The 24,691-nt window shown below is 62.2% G+C and carries 22 protein-coding genes; 9 read left to right on the top strand and 13 right to left on the bottom strand.

Annotated elements, in window-relative coordinates:
- Positions 1–9: 9 nt before the first annotated feature.
- Positions 10–525, bottom strand: coding sequence for a DUF523 domain-containing protein (locus VCJ09_RS01550; RefSeq protein ID WP_324732869.1), 516 nt, complete (start codon positions 523–525; stop codon positions 10–12).
- A 51-nt stretch (positions 526–576) separates the two neighbouring features.
- Positions 577–1,200: a 2OG-Fe(II) oxygenase gene (locus VCJ09_RS01545; protein WP_079204351.1), complete on the bottom strand. Its 624-nt coding sequence runs from the start codon at positions 1,198–1,200 to the stop codon at positions 577–579.
- An 86-nt stretch (positions 1,201–1,286) separates the two neighbouring features.
- Between VCJ09_RS01545 and VCJ09_RS01540 the strand changes: the two genes are divergently transcribed.
- Positions 1,287–2,054, top strand: a complete 768-nt coding sequence (locus VCJ09_RS01540) for a hypothetical protein (protein ID WP_324732868.1) — start codon at positions 1,287–1,289, stop codon at positions 2,052–2,054.
- 113 nt (positions 2,055–2,167) lie between these two features.
- Here the strand turns inward: VCJ09_RS01540 and VCJ09_RS01535 are convergent, their stop codons facing one another.
- Positions 2,168–3,100, bottom strand: coding sequence for a phospholipase BipL (locus VCJ09_RS01535; RefSeq protein ID WP_324732867.1), 933 nt, complete (start codon positions 3,098–3,100; stop codon positions 2,168–2,170).
- A 190-nt stretch (positions 3,101–3,290) separates the two neighbouring features.
- On the opposite strand from VCJ09_RS01535, the gene VCJ09_RS01530 reads away from it, so the two are divergent.
- Both VCJ09_RS01530 and VCJ09_RS01525 read left to right on the top strand, forming a co-directional pair.
- The gene (locus VCJ09_RS01530) at positions 3,291–3,872 is read left to right on the top strand and encodes a DUF6436 domain-containing protein (protein WP_079204348.1); all 582 of its coding nucleotides are present in this window, start codon (positions 3,291–3,293) and stop codon (positions 3,870–3,872) included.
- A 264-nt stretch (positions 3,873–4,136) separates the two neighbouring features.
- Positions 4,137–4,457, top strand: coding sequence for a hypothetical protein (locus VCJ09_RS01525; protein ID WP_324732866.1), 321 nt, complete (start codon positions 4,137–4,139; stop codon positions 4,455–4,457).
- Between the two features lie 70 nt (positions 4,458–4,527).
- Here the strand turns inward: VCJ09_RS01525 and sugE are convergent, their stop codons facing one another.
- The 10 genes from sugE to VCJ09_RS01475 form a co-directional block, all read right to left on the bottom strand.
- The gene (gene sugE / locus VCJ09_RS01520; protein WP_079204346.1) at positions 4,528–4,848 is read right to left on the bottom strand and encodes a quaternary ammonium compound efflux SMR transporter SugE; all 321 of its coding nucleotides are present in this window, start codon (positions 4,846–4,848) and stop codon (positions 4,528–4,530) included.
- A gap of 337 nt (positions 4,849–5,185) precedes the next feature.
- Complete coding sequence (locus VCJ09_RS01515) at positions 5,186–7,129, bottom strand: DNA topoisomerase III (RefSeq protein ID WP_324732865.1); 1,944 nt, start codon at positions 7,127–7,129, stop codon at positions 5,186–5,188.
- Positions 7,130–7,453: 324 nt separating this feature from the next.
- Positions 7,454–8,353: an ABC transporter permease subunit gene (locus tag VCJ09_RS01510; RefSeq protein WP_324732864.1), complete on the bottom strand. Its 900-nt coding sequence runs from the start codon at positions 8,351–8,353 to the stop codon at positions 7,454–7,456.
- A gap of 82 nt (positions 8,354–8,435) precedes the next feature.
- A complete protein-coding gene (locus VCJ09_RS01505; RefSeq protein ID WP_177345294.1) occupies positions 8,436–9,317 on the bottom strand; it encodes an ABC transporter permease subunit in 882 nt (293 codons plus the stop codon).
- Positions 9,318–9,343: 26 nt separating this feature from the next.
- Positions 9,344–10,486: an ABC transporter ATP-binding protein gene (locus VCJ09_RS01500; protein ID WP_324732863.1), complete on the bottom strand. Its 1,143-nt coding sequence runs from the start codon at positions 10,484–10,486 to the stop codon at positions 9,344–9,346.
- A 53-nt stretch (positions 10,487–10,539) separates the two neighbouring features.
- Positions 10,540–11,634 carry a polyamine ABC transporter substrate-binding protein gene (locus tag VCJ09_RS01495; RefSeq protein ID WP_324732862.1) on the bottom strand — a complete coding sequence of 365 codons (1,095 nt, stop codon included), beginning with the start codon at positions 11,632–11,634 and terminating at the stop codon, positions 10,540–10,542.
- Between the two features lie 260 nt (positions 11,635–11,894).
- Positions 11,895–12,989, bottom strand: a complete 1,095-nt coding sequence (locus tag VCJ09_RS01490) for an extracellular solute-binding protein (protein WP_324732861.1) — start codon at positions 12,987–12,989, stop codon at positions 11,895–11,897.
- 162 nt (positions 12,990–13,151) lie between these two features.
- Positions 13,152–14,525: an aspartate aminotransferase family protein gene (locus VCJ09_RS01485; protein WP_324732860.1), complete on the bottom strand. Its 1,374-nt coding sequence runs from the start codon at positions 14,523–14,525 to the stop codon at positions 13,152–13,154.
- 64 nt (positions 14,526–14,589) lie between these two features.
- Positions 14,590–15,948 carry a glutamine synthetase family protein gene (locus VCJ09_RS01480; RefSeq protein ID WP_324732859.1) on the bottom strand — a complete coding sequence of 453 codons (1,359 nt, stop codon included), beginning with the start codon at positions 15,946–15,948 and terminating at the stop codon, positions 14,590–14,592.
- A 43-nt stretch (positions 15,949–15,991) separates the two neighbouring features.
- Positions 15,992–16,744: a gamma-glutamyl-gamma-aminobutyrate hydrolase family protein gene (locus VCJ09_RS01475; RefSeq protein WP_324732857.1), complete on the bottom strand. Its 753-nt coding sequence runs from the start codon at positions 16,742–16,744 to the stop codon at positions 15,992–15,994.
- Positions 16,745–17,021: 277 nt separating this feature from the next.
- On the opposite strand from VCJ09_RS01475, the gene VCJ09_RS01470 reads away from it, so the two are divergent.
- The 6 genes from VCJ09_RS01470 to mgtE all read left to right on the top strand — a co-directional run bounded on the left by VCJ09_RS01470 (position 17,022) and on the right by mgtE (position 24,554).
- On the top strand, positions 17,022–18,398 hold the full coding sequence (locus VCJ09_RS01470) for a glutamine synthetase family protein (RefSeq protein WP_324732856.1): 1,377 nt from the start codon (positions 17,022–17,024) through the stop codon (positions 18,396–18,398).
- A 183-nt stretch (positions 18,399–18,581) separates the two neighbouring features.
- Entirely contained in the window at positions 18,582–19,676 is a 1,095-nt protein-coding gene (locus VCJ09_RS01465) for a polyamine ABC transporter substrate-binding protein (protein ID WP_324732855.1), read from the top strand.
- Between the two features lie 159 nt (positions 19,677–19,835).
- Positions 19,836–20,474: a TetR/AcrR family transcriptional regulator gene (locus tag VCJ09_RS01460; protein WP_324734572.1), complete on the top strand. Its 639-nt coding sequence runs from the start codon at positions 19,836–19,838 to the stop codon at positions 20,472–20,474.
- Between the two features lie 186 nt (positions 20,475–20,660).
- Positions 20,661–21,542: an N-carbamoylputrescine amidase gene (aguB, locus tag VCJ09_RS01455; RefSeq protein WP_324732854.1), complete on the top strand. Its 882-nt coding sequence runs from the start codon at positions 20,661–20,663 to the stop codon at positions 21,540–21,542.
- A 158-nt stretch (positions 21,543–21,700) separates the two neighbouring features.
- Positions 21,701–22,807 (top strand): agmatine deiminase, encoded by a 1,107-nt coding sequence (gene aguA, locus VCJ09_RS01450; protein ID WP_324732853.1) that lies wholly within the window; start codon positions 21,701–21,703, stop codon positions 22,805–22,807.
- A gap of 100 nt (positions 22,808–22,907) precedes the next feature.
- Positions 22,908–24,554: a magnesium transporter gene (mgtE, locus tag VCJ09_RS01445; RefSeq protein ID WP_324732852.1), complete on the top strand. Its 1,647-nt coding sequence runs from the start codon at positions 22,908–22,910 to the stop codon at positions 24,552–24,554.
- The last annotated feature ends 137 nt before the right edge of the window (positions 24,555–24,691 follow it).

Raw genomic sequence — 24,691 nt, 5'->3', positions numbered from 1 at the left:
AAGTCGACCCTAGCCTGACTCGATCGTTCCACTGTCAGTATCTTCCAGCCTCGCCAGGGCCAACGCCGCTGCGGGCAACTGCTCCTCGCTGAACACCTGCACGCCCGAACGCTTGAGCAGGGCCGCCGTGACGCCTTCGCCTGCAACCTTGCGGCCGCTGAAACTGCCGTCGTAGTTTTCCAGGTTGCCGCACGACGGGCTGCGCGCCTTGAGCAACGCCAGGCGGATGCCGTGCTGCTGGACCAGCGCCAGCGCCTGTTCGGCGCCGGCGACAAAGGCCGCCGTGACGTTCCCGCCATCGATGGTCAGTACCGGCAGCAGGCCGTCGAGCACCTGCGCGCCTTGGCCTGAGGGGATTTCCGCCGCGGGTCGAGGCGTCGGCAAACCGCCGGCGACCTCCGGGCAGAGCGCGACCACCCGGCCCTCGGCCTGCCAGCGCTGGAGCAGATCGAAGGGGCCGTGGGCGCCACCGTCATAACGCACGCGGTGGCCAAGCAGACAGCGACTGACCAGAATCTTCTGCATACATCCTCCCGGGGGCGGTGCTTGAAAGGCGCAAGCCAGCCATCACTGGAGCTACAGCGGGTCGTCGCCGCGGCGACGGAACCAGCCGGTCAGCGACAAGCGCTCGCGGGTCGCCGGCAACACTTCATGGGGCATGTCGGCGGAAAGGAACACCAGCAGACTGCCGGCCTCTGGCGGCACATCGCGCGTCGTCGCATCAGGTAGGTACAGCCGCAAGGCACCTCCCTGCTCGGGCTGCCAATCCGGGTTGAGATAGAACACCGCCGACACCGCACGGCGGTCGTCACTGCGGAAGCGATCGAGATGTTTCTGATAGAAGGCGCCAGGCGGGTACGAGGCGAAGTGGCACTCGTAATCTTCCAGGCCCAGATATAGCTCACGGTTGAGCGCCTGACGCAGTCCGTCCATCAGTGCCAGATAATGGTCGCAAGCCGACGACAAGCCGGCATCCAGCCATTGAATACGATCGCCGCGCACCCCTTCGCGTATCTCCTGGCCAGTGCCACGGCCAATGCTGGCGGGGGTCAAATCACCCCGTGCAGCACGTTTGCGGCACTCATCGGCCAGTTCAAGGGTCAGAGACTGAGGAGCGAAAATGGGTTGTAACGACCAGCCTTGTTCGGCCAGATCGTCAACGATGCGCGCTAACAGCGCAGAATGAGTTGAAATAGACATGCCGGCGAGTCTATCAGTCTGCCGGCTATGCCTCGACAAGCACCGCCAAGCCATCGAAAATAGCTGCCCGCTAGACAGGAGTCTGTATGCGCGTCCTATCCATAGTTTTACTGTTGTTCCTCAGCCTCCCCAGCCTGGCAGATGCGCAAGTTCAGCTCTACCAGGCAGCCGGCTGGCCGCAGCAACGCGTGCATTTCAACGATGCCCTGAGTGCCGCGCAGGCGCGCTATCGCAGCAGCCTGCCGCCGGCGGTCTATGAGGCACTGGTGAACAACAGCAATCAGCGCTTTGCCCCGCTGGCGATCGATCAACGTGCGCAGCAGAGCCTGGGGCAAAACCTCGCCGATCCGCTGCCTGCCCTGCGGTTTTTCCAGTCGGAACTGGGTCGCAAGGTGGTCGCCGCCGAACAACTCGCCACCCGCCGTGACCAGCTGGCACTGTATGCCGAGGGTTTGCCGCGCATTGAGGCCAGCGCCACCCGGCGCCTGCTGATCCGCCACCTGGCCCAGGCGCTGCCGGCCAAGGAGGCTGGCGCCGAAGTCAGCCTGGCCCTGGCCGGGGTCGCGGCCGACAGCCTCAGCCAGATGCTCCCCGGCCTGTTCGGCGGCGATAGTGCACAGTCCTTGCTCAACACCCAGCGCCAGCGCCTGATGGAACAGATTGGCGCGGATCTGGACAACACCCTGTTGCACGTCTATAGCGAACTGTCCGATCCGGAGCTGGAAGAATTCGTCAGCTTCGCCCAATCGACAGAAGGCCAGGCGTACTACCAGGCTGCCTTGGCGGCAATCCGCGCCGGCCTGGCGGTAGGCCAGAGCAGCTCCAACCTGGCACCGCCGCCGCAGGGGATCTGACGAAGGGCGCGGCTGATGAGCTTGCGTTGGGTTACGCGACGTTCACTAGCTGCGGCGCCTGCCAAACAGATGCATGCGCCGCTAACCCAACCTACGGTGCTCCGCCCTGCCGATCAGACCAGCCGCTCACGCAGAAAATTGAAATAGTGCTGACGCAGAGCCACTGATTCGTTGGCCAGGTGATGGCGCGCCTCGGCCAGGCGCAAAATCTCCGGCGCGGCGAACTTGTCCTGCAATAGCTTCAGGTTGTGCTGCCAGTCCACGGTCCTGTCCGCTTCGCCCTGGATGATCAGCGGACTGCGCGTGCTGCGTGGCGCCCCCTCGATCCGTGGCACCCATTGGCTCAAGGCGCCGACCCAGGCGGTTGGCAGGCTGCGCGGCTGCAACGGATCGCGGTTGTGCACGAAGTCGATAAACTCGGGGTCGCTCGAGTTGTCGCTGAAGCGCCGTGGAATCTCGCGGATGAAGGGCTTCAGCAGGCGATAGCTCAACTGCGACCAGGCCCAGGCCCGCGGCCGCACCAGCGGCGCCAGCAGAATCGTTTCGCCCACCTCTGGCCTGGGTTTGCCGGTCAACAGATAGTCGATCAGGATCGCGCCGCCGGTACTTTGCCCGCACAGGTGCCAGGGCTGCGGCAGGTCAAGGGCGGCGGCCTGCTCCAGCGCACCCTGCAGCACCAGCTGATACTCGGCGAAGTCGCCGATGCTGGCGCGCGCACCGCTGGACAGGCCGTGCCCCGGCAGGTCGATCGCCAGCACGGCAAAGCCCAGGCCAAGCGCCCACTCGATCACATGGCGATACAGACCGCTGTGATCGTAATAGCCATGGATTAACAGCAAGGTGGCGCGCGGAGCCTGCGGCAACCAGACCTGAGCGGCAATCCGGTAGGCGCCGACCTGAAAATAGCCGAGCAGGCTGCCTTCGGTCGGTAACTGCTCGAAACCGTAGAAACGCCGGTACGCCTGCTCATGCGGCAAAGCCATGGTCGCGGCGGCCAAGGGGCGCAAATTGGCGACCAGGTCTGCGGGCTGAAAACGTTCTGGCATAAAGCTTTCCATCAAATCAGGCGGTCTAGCCGCGGGACATATGCAGCAGGCTGTGGGAAAACGCGGGGTTCGCGTAGGCCGTACTCGCGAAGCGGTACGCCGTCTTCCAGCAAGCGGCAGACTGTTAAAGATACTCTGCTGCCCGGCAGGCCATGGCAAGCTATGCGTCCTTTCACCTGCCGATCGTGCCATGTCCCGCCCCAGCCGCAAGACCCTGCTCGCCAGCCTCATCGCACTGCTCTGGATAGCCGCCATGCTTGCCGCATTCTGGTGGTTCGAGGCGCGCTATGTGCGTCCGTTCGACCAGCAGACCGCACTGTTCGCCGGCGCCGAACTGCGCCTGCCCGCGGAACTGGCCGGCCCCGGGCCGATTCGCCTGGTGCACTTCTGGGACCCGGCCTGCCCGTGCAATGTCGGCAACCAGCAACACTTGGGCGAACTGATCGAGCACTTCGGCCCCCTGGGCGTGAGCTTCCATGCCGTGCAAAAGCCTGGCAGCAAGGGCCAGTTACCGGCCACCTTGAGCGCAATGCAAGCCCTTGCCCCGCTCCCCGGCAGCGCCGGCATACCGGCCAGCCCGGCGGTGGCGATCTGGGACAAGCAGGGCCAGCTGGCCTATTTCGGCCCCTACAGCGAAGGCCTCACCTGCAATTCGAGCAACAGCTTTATCGAGCCGATCCTCGAGGCCCTGGCCGCCGGCCGTCCGGTCAACGCCAGCAACACCATGGCGGTCGGTTGCTTCTGCCAGTGGCCGACGGAAACCGTCGACTGACTCAAAGCCGCGCAGCAACGACTTGGCGCCACCCGCTCTGCAGTGGTCAAGGGGCAACGCCTCAGTGGGGTTTAAGATCAAAGGCAACCGATTCAAAGCAACACGGCCTGGATGTACCAGCGCAAAGACGCGGCCCAAGTTGAACTGCGGGGTAGTGCAGGCTTTAATCGAACTGAAGTCGGGGTTGCCAGCAGGAACACTATTACGGCCTGTCCCGAGTATTTCGTATTCCGAGCAGGGCCGCCGCGCCAGCAAGGAGCATCCATGCACGACCTCAAGTGGTCCGCAGCCGAGAAGAAACTCGCGCACCGCGTGTTCGAGGCGGCGCTCACTGCCGAGTTGGCCGAAATCATGGCTGACTTCAAAGCAAGAGCCATCGCCGTAACGGTGCCGCACGAGATGTGGCCGATCGAGGAGTACCTGGCGCGCAAACGCCGCGAGATCGACCGCAAATACGACTATCGCTACTCGCAGTTGCTCCTGGTGTTCGCTCGACTGCTGCGCGAAGGACGCATCCAGGAGGCCCAGCTGACGGGCCTGTCGGAAGAGAAGCTGGCGCACATTCGGCGCAGCGCATCGCGCTGAGGAGAAGGCAATGCACGCGTTCTCACAGCCTGAATTAAGCCGCGCCGCAAAGCGACGGCGGCTTGACTTGTTAGGCCGGCGTAGCCATTTTCAGGCCAATAATGCCTGCAAGAATGAGCGCGAGACTCACTAGCCGGCCTGCGTTCGCGGGCTCGCCAAGCAAGACAATCCCCAGTAGCGCTGTGCCGACCGCACCGACGCCAACCCATATTGCATAGGCGGTGCCCACGGGGAGCGACTTCATGGCAATACCTAGTAGCCCAAGGCTAATCACCATCGCGAGTACGGTGCCAACCGTTGGCCAAAGGCGCGTAAAGCCATCGGTGTATTTAAGTCCTATAGCCCAACCGATTTCAAACAACCCAGCAAGAATAAGAATGAGCCAGTTCATGGCGATACCTTATCGAAGTACGGGTCGTCCCGGAGGTGAAATACGAAATGAGGTCGTCCTCAGATCGCAAGAGGCCTAACTGTAATTAGACGGACTTCCGTATTCTCGCATATTAATGAATTCTAGGTAACGCCACTCCAACGGCTTTGTAACTTCTAAAAAACCAACAAAATCAACAGCTTTCTAGCACCTCCATCACCCCGCCCGGTAATCGCGGGCCTGCTCAATTTGGCTCAACCTGCGGGACGTCGAAAGACAATAGGGAACAAACCATGGCTGGTGTTTTGAACAGCGACTTCAATTAGTTGTGGCCTGTTCGCCGCGGCCTATTACCCGCTCACTCCCGCCCAACCGGCTTGCCACCCCGCTTACTCCCTACCGTCGCCTTGCGCTTGCCGGTCTTGCGTTTGCCCTTCCAGGGCGTAGCAGCAGCCGGGCTGGCGGGGCCGCTGATGGTCAGGCGCAGGCCGGCGCAGCGTTGCACCTGCTTGCTCATCCAGGCCGACTGTTTGGCGACGAATTCGTCCAGGCTCATCTCGCCGCTCTGCACCATGTCCAGCGCCTGCTCCCAGATTGCCGTGGTGCCGGGGTCGGCGATGGCGCGGGGCACGGCGTCGATCAGGCTGAAGGCGGCCGGGGTAGCGGCCAGGGCCTTGCCCTGTTTGAGCAGGTAGCCGCGATCGAGCAGGCCCTGGATGATGCCGGCGCGGGTCGCTTCGGTGCCGATGCCGGTGGTGTCCTTGAGTTTTTGTTTGAGCCGTGGGTCGTCGACCAGTTTGGCGACGTTTTTCATCGCCTTGATCAGATCGCCCTCGGTGAAGGGCTTCGGCGGCTGGGTCCAGAGGTCCTTGAGGGTCACGTCCACCACCGCGCAGTCCTGCCCTTCGCGCAGGGCCGGCAGTGCTTGTGCGGGGGGCGCTTCGCGGCCCTTGGCCGGCGTCAGGGCTTCGGGCAATGCACGGCGCCAGCCGGACTCGACGATCACCTTGCCGACCGCGCGCAGGGCTTGGCCGGCGCAGTCGAAATCGGCCTGGGTGCGATCGTATTCGTGGTTGGGCAGGAACTGCGCCAGGTAGCGCGCGCGAATCAGGGTATAGACCGCCCGTTGCTTGCCGGCCAGGCGTTCCAGGTTCTGCGCGGCGGCGGTCGGGATGATGCCGTGGTGGGCGCTGACCTTGGCGTCGTTCCAGGCCCGCGAGCGGCGCTGCGGGTCCAAGTGTGCGAGCAGGCCGGCCAGACCTGGATCGGCCCGGCCCAGCGCGACGAGGATAGCCGACGCCTCGGCGTGCTGGCTGAGCGGCAGGTAGCCGCAATCGCTGCGCGGGTAAGTGATGAGCTTGTGGGTTTCGTAGAGCGCCTGGGCGATATCCAGGGTTTCCTGAGCGCCGAGGCCGAGCTTCTTGGAGCAGACTTCCTGCAGGGTGCCCAGATCGAACAGCAGCGGCGGCGCTTCGCGATTGCGCTCGGTGCGCAGTTTCACCACCCGCGCGCTGCCAGCATTACCCATGGCGATCGCCGCCTCCTGCGCCAGCACCTGATTGAGGCAACGGCCCTGCTCGTCGCAGACATCCGCCGCGGCGCGCCACTGGGCGCTGAACGCGGTGCCGTCGGCCAGCAGCGGCACCTCGATAGCCCAGTACGGTAGCGGCACGAAAGCGCCGATGCTGCGGTCGCGATCGACCACCAGGCGCAGGGTCGGGGTCTGCACCCGGCCCACCGGCAGCACGCCCTGATAACCGGACTGCTGGCCGAGCAGGGTGAACAGCCGGCTCATGTTCATGCCGATCAGCCAGTCGGCGCGCGAGCGGCCCAGCGCCGAATGGTAGAGGCTGAAGGTCTCGGCGCCGGGCTTGAGCGCGGCCAGGGCCTTGCGGATCGAGGCATCGTCCAGGGCCGACAGCCACAGGCGCTGGATCGGCCCACGATAGCGGCAATGTTCGACCAGCTCGCGGGCGATCATCTCGCCCTCGCGGTCGGCGTCGGTGGCGATCACCAGCTCGTCGGCTTCGCCGAGCAGGCGCTTGACCGCCTTGAACTGGCCGGCAGTCTTGGGCTTTACCAGCATCTTCCAGCGCTCGGGGATGATCGGCAGGTCACTCAGCACCCAGCGTTTGTAGCGTGCGTCGTAGGCGTCCGGTGGCGCGGTTTCCAGCAGGTGGCCAATGCACCAGGTCACCGTCAGGTTGCTGCCCAGCCAGCAGCCATCGCCACGCCGGGTGGCCCCGAGCACCTTGGCGATGTCTTTGGCCTGGGAAGGTTTTTCACAGAGGAAGAGCCGCATGGCCGCCATCATTGATTCCTTGTCGCGATGACGCACAGCATGCGCAGTGGCGCGGGTTCAGGCAACCTTAATCTGTATGGATGTACAGTTAATGTCGTTGCACGCCGAACACAGTGTCGCCAGGGCGAAATCGGCGAGGTACACATAGGCCGCTACTCGCCGCAGGCAGTGCGCCGAGGTTGGGCGGTGCGGCGCAACCTGGCGGCCTGGCGCTGCGCTCCGAACGGATCGCCGCCCGAGCCGCCCGACACCCGGGTCGTCCGGACAATCCCCTACAAACAAGGGTCACCGCAGTGACCCTTGTTTGTTTACCCATACAACTGCCTAGGCGGGCGCTTGCACCTGCGACGGATCGCGGCGGCTGTCCGGGCCCTGCTGCTCGCGGATGCCCGTGGTTTCGTCCATGGCTTGCTGTACGGCCTTCTTGCGCCTGACCTCGGCCCGGCGGGCGAAGAACCAGATAATGAAAGTCATCAGCGACACCGACAACAGGATCAGGCTGGCGATCGCGTTGATCTCCGGCTTCACGCCCAGTCGCACGGCGGAGAACACCTCCATCGGCAGGGTGGTGGAACCGGGACCGGAAACGAAGCTGGCCAGCACCAGGTCGTCCAGCGACAGGGCGAAGGACATCATGCCGCCGGCCGCCAAGGACGGCGCGATCATCGGAATGGTGATCAGGAAGAACACCTTAAACGGCTTGGCGCCCAGGTCCATGGCCGCCTCCTCGATGGACAGGTCCAGTTCACGCAGACGCGAGGACACCACCACCGACACGTAGGCGGTGCAAAAGGTGGTGTGGGCGATCCAGATGGTCAGGATGCCGCGCTCGGCCGGCCAGCCGATCAACTGGGCCATGGCCACGAACAGCAGCAACAGCGACAGACCGGTGATCACTTCCGGCATCACCAACGGCGCCGTGACCAGCCCGCCGAACACGGTGCGACCCTTGAAGCGGGTCACCCGGGTCAGGACGAAGGCGGCCATGGTGCCGAGGATAACCGCGGCAATCGCGGTGTAGCAGGCGATTTCCAGGGAGCGCATTACCGCGTTCATCAGCTGGGTGTTGTCGAGCAGGCCGACGTACCACTTGATCGACCAACCGCCCCAGACCGTGACCAGACGGGAGCTGTTGAACGAGTAGATCACCAGGATCAGCATCGGCAGGTAGATGAACGCGAAGCCCGCCCACAACATGAAGCGGGAGAAACTGAAACCTTTCATGCGCGGCCCTCCATTTCCTTAGCCAGCTGTTGCTTATGCAGAGGGGTGAACAGAATGGTCGGCACAAGCCGAGGGAACGTCATCATGCTCTGCCCTCCATTTCTTTGGCCTGGCTACGGTTGAACAGAATGATCGGGATGATCAGCACCGCCAGCATCACCACCGCCAAGGCGGAAGCCACCGGCCAGTCACGATTATTGAAGAACTCTTGCCAGAGTATCTTGCCGATCATCAGCGTCTCCGGGCCACCGAGCAGTTCAGGAATCACAAACTCGCCGACCACCGGAATGAACACCAGCATGCAGCCGGCGATGATGCCGTTCTTCGACAGCGGCACGGTGATTTTCCAGAAGCTGTTGTAGGTGCTCGAGCCCAGGTCCGAAGCGGCCTCCAGCAGGCTCTGATCGTGCTTGACCAGGTTGGCGTAGAGCGGCAACACCATAAACGGCAGGTACGAATAGACGATACCGATATACACCGCGATGTTGGTGTTGAGGATGCGGATCGGATCGTCGATCAGACCCAGGCTCAGCAGCAGGCTGTTGAGCAGGCCGTTGCTGCTGAGGATGCCCATCCAGGCATACACGCGGATCAGGATCGCCGTCCAGGTCGGCATCATGATCAGCAGCAGGAACACCATCTGCATGTCCTTATCGGCACGGGCAATGGCATAGGCCATCGGATAACCGATCAGCACACACAGCAGGGTGCTGAAGAAGGCCATCTGCAACGAGCCGAGGTAGGCGGCCAGATACAGGTCGTCTTCGCTGAGGAAGATGTAGTTGCTCAGGTTGATGACAATCGACAGCTGCTGTTCCGCCCAGGCGTAGATCTCGGTATAGGGTGGAATGGCCACGTCGGCTTCGGCAAAGCTGATCTTCAACACGATGATGAAGGGCAGCAGGAAGAACATGAACAGCCAAAGGAACGGCACACCGATGACGAAGTGCCGGCCTTTGGGCATCCGGCGACTGATGCTTCGGGAAATGTTCATGAGCGCAATGCCACCCCGCTGTCATCCTCCCACCAGACATAGACTTCATCATCCCAGGTCGGCCGCGCGCCGCGGCGTTCGGCATTGGCGACGAAGGACTGGACAATTTTGCCGCTCGGCAACTCGACATGGAACACCGAGTGACCACCCAGGTAGGCAATGTCGTGCACGGTGCCGCGCGACCAGTTGTACTCACAGTCGGGCTTTTGCGTGGTGACCAGCAACTTCTCCGGGCGAATCGCGTAGGTGATGCTCTTGTCCTGCACCGAGGTGCTGACGCCGTGACCGACGAAGATATTGCGCTCCAGGTCCGGGCTGTCGATCAGCGCGTGACCTTCGGCGTCTTCCACCACCTGGCCTTCGAACAGGTTGACGTTGCCGACGAACTCGCAGACCAGGCGGCTGGTCGGGGTCTCGTAGATATCCACCGGGCTGCCGATCTGGGCGATCCAGCCCTGATGCATGATGGCCACGCGCTGGGCCATGGTCATGGCCTCTTCCTGATCGTGGGTCACCATCACGCAGGTCACACCAACTCGCTCGATGATCTCCACCAGTTCCAACTGCATCTGCGAGCGCAGCTTCTTGTCCAGCGCCCCCATCGGCTCGTCGAGCAGCAGCAGTTTCGGGCTCTTGGCCAGCGAACGGGCCAGGGCCACGCGCTGACGCTGGCCACCGGACAGCTGGTGCGGTTTGCGCCTGGCGTACTCGCTCATCTGTACCAGCTTGAGCATTTCCTCGACCCGGGCATCGATCTCGGCCCTGGACTTTTTGTCCTGCTTGAGGCCGAAGGCGATGTTGTCGGCCACGCTCATATGCGGGAACAGCGCATAGGACTGGAACATCATGTTGATCGGCCGCTCGTACGGCGGCATATCGGTGATGTCTTCGCCATCGAGGTAGATGCGCCCGTCGGTCGGCCGCTCGAAGCCGGCGAGCATGCGCAGCAGGGTGGATTTACCCGAGCCAGAGCCGCCGAGCAGGGCGAAAATTTCGCCTTTGTTGATGGTCAGAGAAACATCATCGACGGCGACCGCCTCGTCGAACTTCTTCGTCACACGATCGATTTTGACCAACACCTCTTTGGGTTGCTGATCGCCCTCGAGAACCTTTTTATAGGCACTAGAAGCAACTGCCATTACCAAAACTCCTGGAAAAATTGCGCCCGACCCCGGCGGTCAGACGTTTTAAATTACCGGCCTGATTTGACCTTGGTCCAACTGCGGGTCATCCGCCGCTGCACTTTTTTCGGCAACTCCGCCGAGATGTATAACTTGTCCAAAACTGCTTGCGGCGGGTACACCGCCTCGTCGTTGCGCACGTCCTGATCCATCAACTCACCGGCCTTGGGGTTGGGATTGGCATAGCCGACGTAATCGCTGATCCCGGCGATTACTGCCGGTTCCAGCAGGTAGTTGATGAAGGCGTGGGCCTCCTTGACGTTCGCCGCATCGACCGGAATGGCCAGCATGTCGAACCACAGGTTGGCGCCCTCTTGAGGAATCGCATAAGCGATCTCGATGCCCTTGCCAGCCTCTTCGGCGCGGCCGGCGGCCTGCAGCATGTCGCCGGAGAAGCCAACGGCTACGCAGATATTGCCGTTGGCCAGGTCGCCGATGTACTTGGAGGAGTGGAAGTAGGTGACATAGGGTCGCACGGCCAGCAACTTGGCTTCGGCCTGCTTGTAGTCATCCGGGTTGCGGCTGTTGGGATCGAGGCCCAGGTAGTTGAGCACCGCCGGGATCATCTCGTCGGCCGAGTCGAGGAAGCTCACGCCACAGCTGGCAAGCTTCTGCATATTTTCCGGCTCGAAGACCGTAGCCCAGGAGTCGATCTTGTCGACCCCGAGCGCAGCCTTGACCTTCTCGGCGTTGTAGCCGATGCCATTGGTGCCCCACAGGTAAGGCACCGAATACTGGTTGCCCGGATCGTTAGCCTGCAGCTGCTTGAGCAGCGCCGGATCAAGGTTCTGCCAATTCGGCAGCTGGCCGCGGTCAAGCTTCTGAAAGGCACCGGCCTTGATCTGTTTGCCGAGGAAATGGTTGGAAGGTACCACCACGTCATAGCCGGAACGCCCGGCGAGCAGTTTGCCTTCAAGGGTTTCGTTGGAGTCGAAGACGTCGTAGAGCGGTTTGATGCCCGTCGCCTGCTGGAATTCGGTGAGGGTGTTTTCACCGATGTAATCGCTCCAGTTGTAAATATGTACGGTCGACTCAGCCTGGGCAGTGGCCGCCAAACCAAGCGCCAGGGCGCTGGCTGTCAGGGTTGTCGCGAAGGGAGTACGCATGCGGGAATCCTCTTTTATCGGGCAGCCCCGGAGGGCCAGCTCTCTATCGGAAAAGTCTTTTTCTGCTCAGCGTGCCGCTACCGGCCACCCTGGGCGGCACGGCAGGCCCGCGCTCCGCAGCCATAGTGCAGATGGTCGTGACTCGCGAAGAGGCACGCACGCGGAGGCGGCCAGAAAAGGTGTGAAACGCATGCAAGCTTCCTTCTTATTGTTAGGGTTTCTGGCGGGCATCCCGCCAGAAACTGGGTGCTACCTATGGCTTAACGTCCCGATTTCACCTTGGTCCAGCTACGCGTCATCGCGCGCTGCACTTTCGGGCTCAGTAGGCTGAAGGCATACAGCTTCTTCATCACGTCTTCGGACGGGTAAATACCCGGGTTGTTGCGAATGTCCTCCGACACCAACGGTTTGGCGGCGCTGTTGGCGTTGGGGTAGGCCACGTAGTCGGAGATCGGGGCGATCACTTCCGGGGTGAGGATGTAGTTGAGGAAGGTATAGGCCTCCTCGGAGTTCTTGGCATCGGCCGGAATGGCCATCATGTCGAAGAAGGTGGCGGCGCCTTCTTTCGGAATCGCATAGGCCACCGGTACGCCGTTCTTCGCTTCCTCGGCGCGGGCCTGGGCCTGGAACACGTCGCCGGACCAGCCAACCGCCACGCAGGTGTTGCCGTTGGCCAGGTCGGAGATGTACTTGGAGGAATGGAAGTAGGTGATGTACGGACGGACTGTCAGCAGCAATTCTTCAGCCGCCTTCACATCTGCCGGGCTTTTCGCGATCGGATCCTTGCCCAGGTAGTGCAGCGCGGCGGCGTAAATCTCCTCCGGCGCATCAAGCATGGAGACGCCACACTCCTTGAGCTTCGCCATGTTCTCCGGTTTGAACACCGCGTCCCAGGAGTCGATCTTGTCGACACCCAGTGCAGCCTTGACCTTGGCCGGGTTGTAACCGATGCCGGTGGTGCCCCACAAATAGGGGAAAGCGTACTGGTTACCCGGGTCAGACTTTTGCAGAGCGTTTAGCAGGTCCGGGTTGAGGTTTTTCCAGTTCGGCAACTTGGACCTGTCGAGCTTCTGGAACACGCCAGCCTTGATCTGCTTGGCGAGGAACTGGTTGGACGGCACCACCACGTCGTAGCCCGAGCGGCCGGAAAGCAGCTTGGCTTCCAGGGTTTCGTTGCTGTCGAAGACGTCGTAGACCACCTTGATGCCGGTTTCCTTCTCGAAGTTGGCGATGGTGTCTTCGGCGATGTAATCCGACCAGTTGTAGACGTGCAGTACTTTGTCCTCGGCCTGCGCGGCACCCGCCACCGCCCCGGCGAGGGACAACGCGAGAAGGGTTTTGCCGAATATATTCATGCGTACAGCTCCTGTTGTTGTAAAAATTTTCCGGAACATGCGCAGCCTGGCTGCACCACCTTCCGGTGAGCCGAACCAACGCACTAGCCCAGTCTGGCAAGGTCGCGACCCGCTTTACAACGTTCAGCGTAGCCCGCTGAACGTGATAAAGAGCGACGTGTTTCAGCCCGCAAGTTGCGCGGCGGTCAAGTCGAGACACTGACGCGCCTTGTCTACCAGTTCGTCGATCTCGGCCTTGCTGATGACCAGCGGTGGCGACATGATCATGGTGTCGCCCACGGCACGCATGATCAGCCCGCTGTCGAAGCAGTGACCGCGACAGATCATCCCTGCCCCCAGCTCGCTCGGATAGCGCTCACGGGTGACCTTGTTCTTCACCAGTTCGATCGCCCCGAGCATGCCGACACCGCGCACTTCACCCACCAACGGATGGTTGGCCAGTTCACGTAGACGCTTTTGCAAATAGGGTGCCGTTTCTGCCTTGACCCGCTCGATGATTTTTTCTTCGCGCAGGATGCGGATGTTTTCCAGCGCCACCGCCGCCGCCACCGGATGCCCGGAGTAGGTGAAACCGTGGTTGAAATCGCCGCCCTGGTTGAGCACTTCGACGATTTCGTCGCGCACGATCAGGCCGCCCATGGGGATGTAACCGGAGGTCAGGCCCTTGGCGATGGTCATCATGTCCGGCTTGAGGCCGTAGAAGTCGCTGCCGAACCATTCGCCGGTGCGACCGAACCCGCAGATCACCTCGTCGGCGACGAACAGAATGTCGTACTTGGCGAGAATCTCGCGGATGCGCGGCCAGTAGCTGTCCGGCGGGATGATCACCCCGCCAGCGCCCTGGATTGGCTCGGCGATAAAGGCGGCGACATTGTCCTCGCCGACTTCGAGAATCTTCTTCTCCAGTTGGTCGGCAGCCCAGATACCGAACTCGTCCGGACTCATATCGCCGCCTTCGCCGAACCAGTAGGGCTGGGCAATGTGCTCAATACCCGGAATCGGCAGGTCGCCCTGCTCATGCATGAACTTCATGCCGCCGAGGCTGGCGCCGGCCACGGTCGAGCCGTGATAGCCGTTGATGCGGCTGATGATCACCTTCTTCGCCGGCTGGCCCTTGATCGCCCAGTAATGGCGCACCATGCGCAGCATGGTGTCGTTGCCTTCGGAACCGGAGCCGGTGAAGAACACATGGTTCATGCCGGCGGGGGCGATCTCGGCGAGGGTCTTGGCCAACTCCAGCACTGGCGGGTGAGCGGTCTGGAAGAACAGGTTATAGAAGGGCAGCTCTTTCATCTGCTTGCTGGCGGCATCGGCCAGCTCGTCACGGCCATAACCGATGGCCACGCACCAGAGACCGGCCATGCCGTCGAGGATCTTGTTGCCTTCGCTGTCCCACAGGTAGACGCCATCGGCCTTGGTGATGATGCGCGGGCCGCTCTCCGCCAGCTGCTTGAAGTCGCTGAACGGCGCCAGGTGGTGGTCACGGCTCATGGCCTGCCACTCAAGGGTTTGCGGGTTGCTTGCTTGCTTCGTCATATCCACCTCAAAAATGTATGCCATCAGCGGGTGCCGCGGGCCTCGCGCCCTGGCCCCCGTTCGCTCAAACCGAGAGCAGCAGGAACTCGCGCTCCCAGGAACTGATCACTCGCTTGAAGTTTTCGTGCTCGGCACGCTTGACCGCCACGTAACCACGGATGAATTTTTCGCCCAGGTATTCTTCCGCCGCCTTGCAGGCCTCCATCCGCTCCAGTGCGTGCTCGATGGTGATCGGCAGGCGCAGATTGCGCCGCTCGTAACCCCGGCCCTGGACCGGCGCACCCGGTTCAAGCTGTTCCACCATGCCCATGTAACCGCACAGCAGCGAGGCGGCCAGCACCAGATAGGGGTTGGCATCGGCGCCGGCCAGACGGTTTTCCACTCGCCGGTTCTGCGGCGTGGCTTCCGGTACGCGCAGGCCGACCGTGCGGTTCTCTTCGCCCCACTCGACGTTCACCGGCGCCGAGGTATCCGGCAGGAAGCGGCGGAAGGAATTGACGTTGGGGGCGAACAGCGGCAGCAGTTCGGGGATGTATTTCTGCAAGCCGCCAATGTGCTGCATAAACAGTTCGCTCATGCTGCCATCGGCATTGGAAAACAGGTTTTGCCCGGTTTTGATATCCACCACACTCTGGTGAATATGCATGGCGCTGCCCGGCTGGTCGGTGATCGGCTTGGCCATGAAGGTCGCCGCCACGTCATGCTTGAGCGCCGCCTCGCGCATGGTGCGCTTGAACACGGTGATCTGGTCGGCCAGGTGCAAGGCCTCGCCATGGCGGAAGTTGATTTCCATCTGCGCCGGGCCGTCTTCGTGGATCAGGGTATCGAGATCCAGCCCCTGGATTTCACACCAGTCATAAACATCTTCAAACAGCGGGTCGAATTCGTTGGCCGCATCGATGGAGAACGACTGGCGACCGACTTCCGGACGACCGGAGCGGCCCATCGGCGCTTCCAGCGGGAAGTCCGGGTCGCTGCAACGCTTGGTCAGGTAGAACTCCATCTCCGGCGCAACGATGGGCTTCCAGCCTTGGTCGGCATACAGCTTGAGCACATTCTTGAGAATGTTGCGCGGCGACAACTCGATCGGATTGCCCTGCTTGTCGAACGTATCGTGGATCACCATGGCGGTCGGCTCGATGGCCCACGGCACCAGAAACACGGCATCGGCATCGGGACGGCAGAACATGTCGATGTCCGCTTCGTCGAGCAGGTCGTAATAGATGTCGTCCTCGACGTAGTCGCCGGTGACGGTCTGCAGCAGCACACTCTCTGGGAGGCGCATGCCCTTCTCGTCGAGGAACTTGTTGGTCGGCGAAATCTTGCCCCGGGCAATGCCGGTGAGATCGCTGATCATGCATTCAACTTCGGTGATTTTGCGTTCTTTAAGCCAGCTCGAAAGCTGGTCCAATTTGCTGCTCATAGAGACCTCGGGGTTGGTTAGAGCCGGCTTATATATAGTCGGCTCAGCACAGTCCCGCCCTCTTCCTGCAAGCCTCACCAAAGGCCTGGAAGATGGCGAGATAATTCGGGTTGGATTGCACCTGCCACTCGGGATGCCATTGCACCCCCAAGGCGAAGCTTGGCGAACCTTCGACGGAGAAGGACTCGATCAACCCGTCAGGCGCCAGTGCTTCGACTCGAAGGCCCGGCGCCAGACGCTCAACGCCCTGACCATGAATGGAGTTGACGGCAATTTCGCTCGGCAAGCCAAGCCCCGCGAGAATGCCACCCGGCTGCACCCGCAACAGGTGGCGTGGGGTATATTGCACATCGAGGGGCTCATCTGGCAGCTCGCGGTGATCGAGCATGCCTGCCACTTCATGCACCTTTTGCTGCAAGGTGCCGCCGAAGGCTACGTTCATCTCCTGAAAGCCGCGACAGATGCCGAGCACAGGGACGCCTGCCTCGATGGCCTTGCGAATCAGTGGCAACGTGGTGCGGTCGCGTTCGGGATCGTGCGCAGTACCGGCCTCGCTGGCCGAGCCGCTATAATGATGCGGCTCGATATTCGACGGTGAGCCGGTGAACAGCAGACCGTGCAGATTTTCCAGCAGGGTCGGCTGATCAATCAGTTCGCCCAGCGCCGGAATAATCAGCGGCAAGCCGCCAGCTCCGATCGCTATGGCACGAACGTATTTGTCACCTGTTATATGGTGAAGATGCAGACCCACCTGCTTGGAGCAGGCGGTAACGCCGATCAACGGCAGGCGCGACATGAGACACCCGTTTTATTGCTGTTAGTGGGTTGAAACGGAGCTTAGCCTTGTTCATTTTTTTACACAATAGCCATGTAAAAAATTGTACACACCCCAATGAGCACCGCGCCAGCCATGGCTCCGAGGGAGGTGACACTGCCCTGAAACGCCCTAAAAACGGCCTCAATGCGCTTTTTTAGAGCAAAACAAACCACCCTTGACAGAGCTCTAGGTTTAAGATTGACTCAGCTCATCGCAGTTCAATGATTGATATTTTTAACAATAAAGGTGTTGCATCATGTCGGTACCCCCGCGTGCCGTTCAGCTTAACGAAGCGAACGCGTTCCTTAAGAAACATCCTGAGGTCCTGTTCGTCGACCTTCTCATTGCAGATATGAATGGAGTGGTGCGCGGCAAGCGCATCGAGCGTGCGAGCCTGCACAAGGTTTACGAACGCGGCATCAACCTCCCGGCGTCTTTGTTCGCTCTGGATATCAATGGCTCGACAGTGGAAAGCACTGGCCTGGGCCTGGATATCGGCGATGCCGACCGTGTCTGCTACCCCATCCCCAACACCCTGTGCAATGAACCCTGGCAGAAGCGCCCTACCGCGCAACTGTTGATGACCATGCACGAAATGGAAGGCGAGCCGTTCTTTGCCGACCCACGGGAAGTGTTGCGTCAGGTGGTTGCGAAGTTCGACGAACTGGGCCTCACTATTTGTGCCGCTTTCGAACTTGAGTTCTACCTGATCGATCAGGCCAATGTGAACGGTCGACCGCAGCCGCCGCTCTCGCCGCTGTCAGGCAAGCGGCCGCACTCGACCCAGGTCTACCTGATCGACGACCTCGACGAATACGCCGAATGCCTGCAAGACATTCTCGAAGGCGCTAAAGAGCAAGGCATCCCGGCCGACGCCATCGTCAAGGAAAGTGCCCCGGCGCAGTTCGAGGTCAACCTGCACCACGTCGCCGACCCGATCAAGGCCTGCGACTATGCGCTGCTGCTCAAGCGCCTGGTGAAGAACATCGCCTACGACCATGAGATGGACACCACCTTCATGGCCAAGCCGTACCCGAACCAGGCGGGTAACGGTCTGCATGTGCACATCTCGATTCTCGACAAGGACGGCAAGAATATTTTTGCCTGCGAAGAGCCCGAACAGAACGATGCACTGCGTCACGCCATTGGCGGCGTGCTGGAAACCATGCCGGCTTCGATGGCCTTCCTCTGCCCGAACGTCAACTCGTACCGCCGTTTCGGCGCTCAGTACTACGTGCCCAACTCGCCATGCTGGGGTATCGATAACCGCACCGTCGCCCTGCGCGTGCCGAATGACACCGCCGATGCCGTGCGCATTGAACACCGGGTCGCGGGCGCGGATGCCAACCCCTACCTGCTGCTGGCGGCAGTACTGGCGGGTGTGCACCACGGCCTGACCAACAAGGTCGAGCCAACGGCGCCGGTGGAAGGCAACTCCTACGAGCAGAACGAGCAAAGCCTGCCGAACAACCTGCGTGATGCCCTGCGCGAGCTGGACGACAGCGAGATCCTGGCGCGTTATATCGACCCGAAATACATCGATATCTTCGTCGCCTGCAAGGAAAGCGAGCTGGCCGAGTTCGAGAACTCGATCTCCGACCTCGAGTACAACTGGTACCTGCACACCGTGTAAGCACTACCCGACGCCGGCCTTGAGCCGGCGTCGTTTTATCCAGCTGTAACTGCCAACGACCCTATCATCCGCGCGTGCAAGCCTGCGGCGGGATAGTGCTGCGCAGAATTCAGCTGAGGACGCTCGCCGCACTCATCCAACGGCCGCGCCAGCTGGCGTGGACGCACCGTCAAGGAGAAACCCATGCTGCGCCTCTATACTGCGCTACTGCTCGCCCTACTGCCGATACTGGCCCACTCCGCGCCAGCGGACCCGCTGGAGAAGGCCGAGGACAGCCTGCGCGTATACAACTGGAACGACTACATCGCCCCGCAAGTGCTGAAAGACTTCGAGGCCAAAACCGCTATCCACGTCGAATACCACACCTTCAGCAGTGCCGAGGAAATGCATGCGGCGCTCAATGGGAGCGAGGCCATCGACATCATCGTGCCCTCGCACAATGACCTGCCACGCCTGATCAAGGGCGGCCAACTGCAACCCCTGGATTTCAGCCTGCTGCCCAACCGTAAGCACCTGGACAAACAACTGCTGAGCAAGCTCGCGGCGGTCGACCCGGGCAATCGTTACGCGGTGCCTTACTTGTGGGGCGCAGTTGGCCTGGCCATCAACACCCCGCAGGCCGAAGCCGCGTTCGGCGGCCCGCTACCCGATAGCTGGAGCCTGTTGTTCGACGCCGAACAGAGCACGCGCCTGGCCAGTTGTGGCATCAGCGTGCTGGATGCGCCGGACGAAACCCTGTCGTTGTTACTCAACTATCAAGGTCGCCGCCTGACTCGCAGCGCACCGAGCCGCATCGAGCGCGCCAGCCGTGTGCTCGACGGCCTGCGCCCCAACCTGCGTTACGTCGACAGCGAGCGTTATATCGATGACCTCAACAATGGTCGCCTGTGCGTTGCCATGGCCTGGGTCGGCGACGCTCTGGCTGCCGCCGATACCGGCCAGCCGGTGCGTTTTCTGGTCCCGGATGAGGGTTCGGTACTGTTCATCGACAACCTGGTGATCCCGCGCAACGCCCGCCGCGCCGACCTGGCCCATCGTTTCATCGACTACCTGATGCAGCCTGAGGTCGCTGCGCTGATCACCACGGAAACCCTCTACCCCAGTGGCAACGCCGACTCCAAGGCGTTCCTCGACGTGGCGCTGCGCACCCAGCCCGGTCTCTACCCGAATGCCGAGACCAAGCGCCGCCTGCATGCCCAGGAGGCGTTACCAAAAAAGCACAGGCAGGCCCGCGATCGGGTGTGGCCGCGCTTTCGCGACGGCGCCCCGTCGCTGTAGGGCCGGCCGGCGCATCGCTGCAGCCCACCGCGGGAAGTGCTGGGCTGAAGCGGAACGCCGCCCGGCCCAGCCTACGCGGCGGCCGTATGCGACGCAGCCGACTTGCCTGCACACCACCGGCTGGCGTCCAATAGCGCGTTCCTTGCCGAGATGATCGCCATGCAGCGTAGCGCCACCGCCCGCAAACCCCGCGCCAGCAGCCAGGCACGAATTACCGTGATCCTCGCCGCCGCCCGCGCGCTGCTCGCCGAGCAGGGCGCGGCCAATCTGTCGATCTACAGCGTGGCCGAGCGCGCGGCCATTCCCGCGTCCTCGGTCTACCATTTCTTCGCCAGTGTGCCGGCGCTGCTCGAAGGCCTGACCGCCGACATCCACGCCGCCTTTCGCGCCAGCCTGCAGGCACCCATCGCGCATGCAGAACTGCGCGACTGGCGCGATCTGTCACGCATCGTCGAGCAGCGCATGCTGGCGATCTACGCCGCCGATCCCGCGGCGCGGCAACTGATCCTCGCCCAGCACGGCCTGAGCGAGGTGACTCAGGCCGACCGCCAGCACGACATCGAACTGGGCCGGTTGATGCAAGTGCTGTTCGAACGGCACTTCGCCCTGCCCACCCTGCCCGACGATGTCGATGTGTTCGCCCTGGCCATGGAACTGGGCGACCGCGTCTATGCCCGCTCGGTGCAACTGCACGGCAGCATCACCCCGCGCCTGGCCGAAGAAGGCATGCGCGTGTTCGACGCCTACCTGGGCCTGTACCTGCCGCCTTATCTGCCGAAACGCGGGGCAGCGTTGTAGCCGAAGCCTATTAGCCGATATTTATCCGCTATATAATCGATACAAATCACCAAAAACACAAAATACACTTTTAAAACGGATTTTTATCGATTATAAAGTCACTCAATCGCCCACCGACACGGCGTCGTCATCGGTCGTCTGCTAGCGTGTAACGACCACCGTTCATTGCCCCTACGAGGTGTTTCCATGTCCCGCATCGTCACCGTCGCCGCGACCCAGATGGCTTGTTCCTGGGATCGCGCCGCCAACATCGCCAACGCCGAGAAGCTGGTGCGCCAAGCCGCCGCCCAAGGCGCGCAGATCATCCTGATCCAGGAACTGTTCGAAACTCCGTACTTCTGCCAGAAGCCCAACCCGGACTACCTGCAACTGGCGACCACGGTGGCAGCCAACGAAGCCATTGCCCACTTCCAGAAGATCGCCAAGGAACTGCAGGTGGTGCTGCCGATCAGCTTCTTCGAGCTGGCCGGGCGCGCGCGGTTCAACAGCATCGTGATCATCGACGCCGATGGCAGCAACCTGGGGACTTATCGCAAAAGCCACATCCCGGATGGCCCTGGCTACCACGAGAAGTACTACTTCAACCCGGGCGACACCGGCTTCAAGGTGTGGAACACCCGCTACGCCAAGATCGGCGTGGGCATCTGCTGGGACCAGTGGTTCCCCGAGTGCGCGCGCAGCATGGCTTTGCTCGGCGCCGAGATTCTGTTCTACCCGACCGCTATCGGCACCGAGCCGCATGACCCGACCATCACCTCGCGCGAGCACTGGCAGCGCGTGCAGCAGGGCCATGCCGGCGCCAACCTGATGCCGCTGGTGGCGAGCAACCGCATCGGCCGCGAAGACCAGGGCGATTACCACATCAACTTCTATGGCTCCTCGTTCATCGCCGACCAGTTCGGTGCCAAGGTCGAAGAGCTGAACCAGACCGAGGAAGGTGTGCTGGTGCACAGCTTCGACCTCGATCAACTGGAGCACACACGCAGCGCCTGGGGCAGCTTCCGCGACCGCCGGCCGAACCTCTATGGGTCGATCAAGACCCTGGACGGCGACATGCCGTCGGCATAATTTGCTGCCGCGTAGGATGGGTTGAGGCGCGTAGCGCCGATACCCATCGATGGGTATCGCTACGCTCATCCCATCCTACGGCCTGTGCGTAGCCCGGATGCAATCCGGGAGTCCTCTGGAACGATCACCCCGGATTGCATCCGGGCTACAGGTGAATCATGACCATCCTCAACAGCACCCCGCGCGCCGACGGCTTCCGCATGCCGGCCGAGTGGGAAGCCCACAGCCAGACCTGGATGGTCTGGCCCGAGCGTTCGGACAACTGGCGCCTCGGCGGCAAGCCGGCGCAGACCGCCTTTACCGCAGTGGCCAAGGCCATCGCCGAGTTCGAGCCGGTGACCATCTGCGTCTCGGCGGGGCAGTACGAAAACGCCCGCGCCCGCCTCGACCACGGCAACATTCGCGTGCTGGAAGTCAGCAGCGACGATGCCTGGGTGCGCGACACCGGGCCGACCTTCGTCACCGACCAGCAGGGTGAAATCCGCGGCGTCGACTGGAGTTTCAATGCCTGGGGCGGTTTCGATGGCGGCCTGTACGCGCCATGGCAGCGCGACGACCAGGTGGCCAGCAAGATCCTCGAGATCGAGCGCTGCGCGCGCTACCGCACCGAAGGCTTCGTCCTCGAGGGCGGTTCGATCCACGTCGACGGCGAAGGCACCCTGATCACCACCGAGGAATGCCTGCTCAACCGCAACCGCAACCCGCACCTGGATCGCGCACAGATCGAAGCGGTGCTGCGCGAACACCTGAGCATCGACACGGTGATCTGGCTGCCGGACGGCTTGTTCAACGACGAGACCGACGGCCACGTCGACAACTTCTGCTGCTACGTGCGCCCCGGCGAAGTGCTGCTGGCCTGGACCGACGACGCCAGCGACCCCAACTACCCGCGCTGCCAGGCCGCCATGCGCGTGCTGGAACAGGCGCGTGATGCCAAGGGCCGCCAACTGATCGTGCACAAGATGCCGATCCCCGGCCCGCTGCATGCCACGGCCGCAGAGTGCGCCGGGGTCGATCTGGTCGCCGGCAGCCAGGAGCGCAGCCCCGCCGTGCGACTGGCCGGCTCCTACGTCAATTTCCTGATCGTCAACGGCGGCATCGTCGCGCCCAGCTTCGACGACAGCAAGGACGAGCAAGCCCGCGCCATTCTCGAACGGCTGTTCCCCGAGCACCGGGTGGTGCTGGTGCCGGGCCGCGAGATCCTGCTCGGCGGCGGCAACATCCACTGCATCACCCAGCAGCAGCCGGCGCCGCAACGCGCTTGAGCGAATCCGGGCAGGCGAGGGCTCCCCGCCCTCGCCTGCCCGGGCACCAGCCGAGGATTTGCCATCCGGCAGTCCTGGCTCCGGTGTTACTCTGGCGGCCATGAATCCGAACAAGCCGGCTCCACATCTCAGTGACGAGAACCACACGCTGACTGACAGCGAACATATAATTCAGGCCCTCAGCGCCGGAAGAAACAAACGTGCGCGGAAGTATCTCAGCCGCATGCATCCGGCCAAGATCGCCGCCATGCTTGAGAGGCTTGAAGCCGAGCAGCGCATGGCGCTGTGGCAACAGATCGATCCCGCACTCGAAGGGCGCATCCTGCCCCACCTGAGTATCGAGTTGATCAGCCAGCTGGTCGGCGACTCGACGGACACGACTCACGCCAGGCCAGAACAGGAACACGCACACGGCAGCGCCAACCACCTGGAAGCCGTGCGCGATGCGCTGAACCAGAAGAAGCTCAAGCGGGTCGGCAAGATTCTGCAGCGCATGCACCCGGCCAAGATCGCCGGGCTACTCGAGTCGCTGCCGCCGGTAGAACGCCGTAGCGTATGGAGCATGGTCGACACCGACCGGGCCGGTAAAGTCCTGACCTTCCTGCACGATGAAATACTCGTCGCCCTGGCACTCGAGCTTGACCTTGAGGACCTGATCGCCTCGGCCGAGTACCTCGAACTCGATGACCGGGTCGACCTGATCCAAACCTTGCCTGGTGAGTTGGGCAATAAACTGTTGTACGCCAGCAGCGTCAGCCAGCGTAAGCAGCTTGAGTCGATGCTGTCCTATCCCGAGGACTCCGCCGGCGGCTTGATGAACGCCGACGCCATCCAGATCCGCGCCGATGTCCAAGTCAGCACGGTGCTGCGCTATCTGCGTCTGCTGGAAAAGCTGCCACCCCAGACCGACATGCTGATGGTGGTCGACCGCAAAGGCCATTACCAGGGTGGCCTGCGCCTGAGCAGCCTGGTCACAGCTGATCTGGAGCGCCCGGTAGCCGAGTTGATGAACCGCGATATCGGCGGTATCGCGGTGACCCGCAAAGGTAACGAAGTTGCCCAGCTGTTCCAGGACTTGGACCTGCTGTCCGCGCCGGTGGTCGATGAGCACAACCGGGTGCTCGGCCGGATCACCGTCGACGACGTGGTCGATTTGATTCGCGAAGATTCGGACCGTGCCTTGATGCAAATGGCAGGTCTCGATGACGAAGCCGACATGTTCGCACCGGTGCTGGTCAGTTCACGCCGGCGTGCAGTGTGGCTGGGCATCAACCTGGTCACCGCATTCAGCGCCGCCTGGGTGATCGGCCTGTTTCAGGCGACCCTGGAGCAACTGGTGGCGCTCGCCGTACTGATGCCCATAGTGGCGAGCATGGGCGGTATCGCCGGTAGCCAGACCCTAACTCTGGTGATTCGTGGCCTGGCCCTTGGCCAACTGCAGAAAGGCAATATTCGCATCCTGCTCAATCGCGAGCTGGGCATCTCCATCCTCAACGGCCTGCTCTGGTCGGTGGTGATCGCCCTGCTCGCGGTGTTGTGGTTCGGCGACTGGGGAATAGGCGCCGTGCTCGGCGTCGCCATCTTGGTCAACCTGCTGTGCGCGGCACTGGCTGGCTGGGGCATCCCGCTGATTCTCGAGCGCATGGGCATCGACCCGGCGCTGGCCGGCAGCGTGATTCTGACCACGGTGACCGATGTCGTCGGCTTTTTCGCCTTCCTCGGCCTGGCCACGCTGTTTTTGCTGTAACTGACTGAGCGCAGAGCTTGCGCAACGTCACAGCAGGCGCTTTTGCTGGCGGGCTGTCGCTGCGCTCCGAGGCCGCCCTACCCGCAGGCGGTGCATCGTGATTTATCGCCGCGGCACCAATCTTGGCGGCTTGTCGC

The organism is Pseudomonas paeninsulae (assembly GCF_035621475.1).
GTDB classification, from domain to species: Bacteria; Pseudomonadota; Gammaproteobacteria; order Pseudomonadales; family Pseudomonadaceae; genus Aquipseudomonas; species Aquipseudomonas paeninsulae.
Note: the sequence above shows the minus strand (reverse complement) of the source record. Positions and strands in the feature narration are given on the sequence as shown.